We start from the raw sequence: 3,251 nt of genomic DNA on the forward strand, positions 1-3,251 counted from the left end.
TTCTACGACCTGAGCCGGGACGGCATCCTGGAGCGCGTCAACGCCAGCCTCGCCCGGTTGAAAACTGACTACGTCGACGTACTAATGCTGCACCGGCCGGACCCGCTGCTGACCGGCCTGTTCGTCGGCATCGGCGGCATGCTCGGCATCATTTCCGGGCTGGTGCAGTGGCTGCCACTGGCGGTACTGGCGCCGATCATCGTGTACGTGTCGATCGACATCACCACCCAAGCGTTCCAGGCGACGCCGCGCCAGCATGCCGGTGCGATGGTGCTGGGCTTCCTGCCGTCGGCGGCCTACCTGCTGGCGATCAAGGCGCCGGGCTGGATTCCAGCCGACCAGATGGGCGCACTGCTGACCCACGTCGATGGTCATGGCCTGCCGGAGCTGGCGGTGATCTTCGCGCTGGGCAACGGCTTCATCATCACTTCGATGCTGTGGATCGCCACCGTCGCAGCGATGGTCGATGGACGCCTGCGCCGCGCCTGCGGGTTCCTGCTGGTGGCGGCGGCACTGACCTTGTTCGGCCTGATCCACTCGGTTGACCCGCGCGGCGGCATCTATCTGCCGTGGGATCTGCAGGGTCTGGCCCGCGTGATCAGCTGGCAGTTCGCCGGCGCCTATGTGGCGCTGGCCATCCTGCTGGGGCTGCTGTCGCTGCAGAAGCAGGCGGTGAAGCCGCTGGCTGGGAACGACTGATCACGGGTGGTGCCGGCATGGCCGGCACCCTCAGAGGCTCCGGTTGGATCGTGCAGTTGCCGGCCAGCGGCCGGCACTACCGATCTGAATCCAGTTCCGGGTAATGCCGGAAGATGCCGTTGGTGTTGAAGGGCAGCCGCCGCTCCGAAGCGAGATAGACGGCGATGCCGGGCCGTTGTTCCACCCGATCCTTCAGCGCGCGCAGCAGTGGCAACGTCGGCCATAGCGCCTGCATGCGGCGTGGGAACATATAGTCCAGCCCGCTCAGCAACTGGAACAGCGACAGGTCCACGTAGGAGTGTTCGCGCAGCGGGTGGCGACCGCCATTGGCCTTCAGCACCTGCTCGAAGTAGCCGAGGAATTTCGGCAGGCGCTCATCGCGCATCGCTGCCGCGCGCGCCCTGGCCTCGGTCTTCTGCTCTTCGTAGTACTTCGACGCGGCAATCGGATGGTGGGTGTCGTGCACTTCGGCCACCAGATCGGCGATGGTCAGCTGCAACTGCAGCGCCTGCATGCGCCGCGAGGCGGCCTGCGGAACCAGATCCAGCGTCGGGCCGAGGAAATCGAGAATGGCCGCGACCTGCGCGATGACCTGTCGCCCCGCCTTCAGGAACGGTGGCGCGAAAGGTTGCGCGCCTTCGCTGTGGCCATCGAGGAACGACTGCATCACGGCGTCGCCGTGCACACGCGCCATGTCCACGTAATCGGCGCCGGCATCTTCCAGCGCCAGCCGCACGAACTCGCCACGGCCTTGGATGCCGGTCCAGTAGTACAGCGCGTACTGCATGAAGCTTCTCCACCCAACAGGAACAACAGGGTCGCGCGCGCCGCGCAAAGCAGGCGTGAACCACAACGGCAGCGGAATGGCTGGGGAACCCCGCCGAATCAGGGCAGTCACACCTTGTCCATGCAGGTGAAAAGCGAGGTTCTGCATCATGCAGAGTGGAAAAGCGGTCTGGCCCTGGGTTCTGGGCGTGGTGGTGGTGGGCGGCGCGGGCACGTGGTTGTTCCGCGACCAGTTGCAGCACCTGGCAGATGGCGTAGCGGTGCCGGAGCAATCCGCGCCGACCTCGGCAGTCGCCGTACCGAAGCCTGCTGCTACGCAGGAACCCGCGCCCTCTCCGATCAAGCATCCGCTGGATTCGGAGGCCGCCGCCGACCCGGCGCTGCCGAACCTGGCCGACAGCGATGCCGCCGCCTGGAGCGCATTGAGCGGACTGTTCAAGGGCGAGGGCGCGTTGACTGCGCTGCTGCGCGATCACCTGATCCAGCGCCTGGTCACCCAGGTCGACAACCTGGACAAGGCCAGTGTGCCGCCTACCGCGCTGGCTGCACGGCCGCTAGCGGGCAGCCTGCAGGTGGAGCTGGGTGAGGGCGGCGAGCGCATCGCCGCGGCCAATGCGGCGCGCTATGCGCCCTATGTGCAGGCCTTCACCGCGATTGACCCGGCGGCCGCAGGCGTTGCCTACAAGCGCTTCTATCCGTTGATCCAGCAGGCCTACGTCGATCTTGGAAAGCCCGATGGCTACTTCAATGATCGCCTGGTGTCAGTCATTGATCACCTGCTGGACACCCCGGAGCTGGCTCAAGCGCCGCTGGTGGAGCGCGATGCGCGCGGCCGCTACCGCTTCGTCGACGCCACCCTGCAGTCGCGCTCGATCGGGCAGAAGGCCTTGCTGCGCATGGGCGTGGCGCAGGCGCGGGCGGTCAAGCAGCAGCTGCGGGCGATCCGGGGCGCGATCACCCGTTGAGCCAACCCATCGTGCGGATCTGATCCGGATCAACGCGCCGACAACACCCCGTCCGGCATGCTGGCCGCAGGCTGACTGGCCTTCGAATGCAGTCGCAGCCACCCTTGAAACGGGGTGGGGCAACCGCATCTTTCCAGCATCGCCGGCGCGGGCCGGCCAAGATGACCGATGAGGTTTCGCAATGCGAATGGACAAGCTCACCTCGCGTTTCCAGCAGGCGCTGGCAGACGCGCAGTCGCTGGCAGTTGGCCGCGACAACAGCATCATTGAACCGGTGCACGTGTTCAGTGCCCTGCTGGACCAGCAGGGTGGCAGCACCCGGCCGTTGCTGGCCCAGGCCGGCGTCAACGTACCGGTGCTGCGCGAGCGCCTGGACGAGGCGCTTGAAGCGCTGCCGAAGGTGTCCGGCCAGGCCGGCAACCTGTCGATCGGCAACGATCTCAACCGCCTGCTCAACCACACCGACAAGCTGGCACAGCAGCAGGGCGATGCCTTCATCGCCAGCGAGTGGTTCGTGCTGGCCGCGCTGGAAGACGGCGGCACGCTGGGCATGGCGCTGCGCGCTGCCGGTGCCGACAAGGCGCGCCTGCAGACCGCTATCGACAAGCTGCGCGGCGGCGAGAACGTGCAGTCGGAGAACGCCGAAGAGCAGCGGCAGGCGCTGGAGAAGTACACCATCGACCTGACCGAACGCGCCGAGAGCGGCAAGCTCGATCCGGTGATCGGTCGCGATGAAGAAATCCGCCGCACCATCCAGGTGCTGCAGCGTCGTACCAAGAACAACCCGGTGCTGATCGGCGA

The 3,251-nt window shown here is 66.5% G+C and carries 4 protein-coding genes; 3 read left to right on the forward strand and 1 reads right to left on the reverse strand.

The features are described 5' to 3' along the window. A partial coding sequence (locus AB4Y84_RS17145) for an aldo/keto reductase (RefSeq protein ID WP_442250515.1) occupies nt 1–699 on the forward strand: 699 nt, incomplete at its 5' end. Between the two features lie 76 nt (nt 700–775). Here the strand turns inward: AB4Y84_RS17145 and AB4Y84_RS17150 are convergent. Beyond that, complete coding sequence (locus tag AB4Y84_RS17150; protein WP_394198123.1) at nt 776–1,486, reverse strand: glutathione S-transferase; 711 nt, start codon at nt 1,484–1,486, stop codon at nt 776–778. A 148-nt stretch (nt 1,487–1,634) separates the two neighbouring features. Here AB4Y84_RS17150 and AB4Y84_RS17155 point away from each other — a divergent pair, with 148 nt between their 5' ends. Then, entirely contained in the window at nt 1,635–2,450 is an 816-nt protein-coding gene (locus AB4Y84_RS17155) for a DUF3014 domain-containing protein (RefSeq protein WP_442244414.1), read from the forward strand. Nucleotides 2,451–2,631: 181 nt separating this feature from the next. Then, the coding region (locus AB4Y84_RS17160) for a Clp protease N-terminal domain-containing protein (RefSeq protein ID WP_442250516.1) at nt 2,632–3,251 on the forward strand (620 nt) is incomplete at its 3' end.

Source organism: Stenotrophomonas sp. 2YAF22 (genome assembly GCF_052114665.1).
GTDB classification, from domain to species: domain Bacteria; phylum Pseudomonadota; class Gammaproteobacteria; order Xanthomonadales; family Xanthomonadaceae; genus Stenotrophomonas; species Stenotrophomonas indicatrix.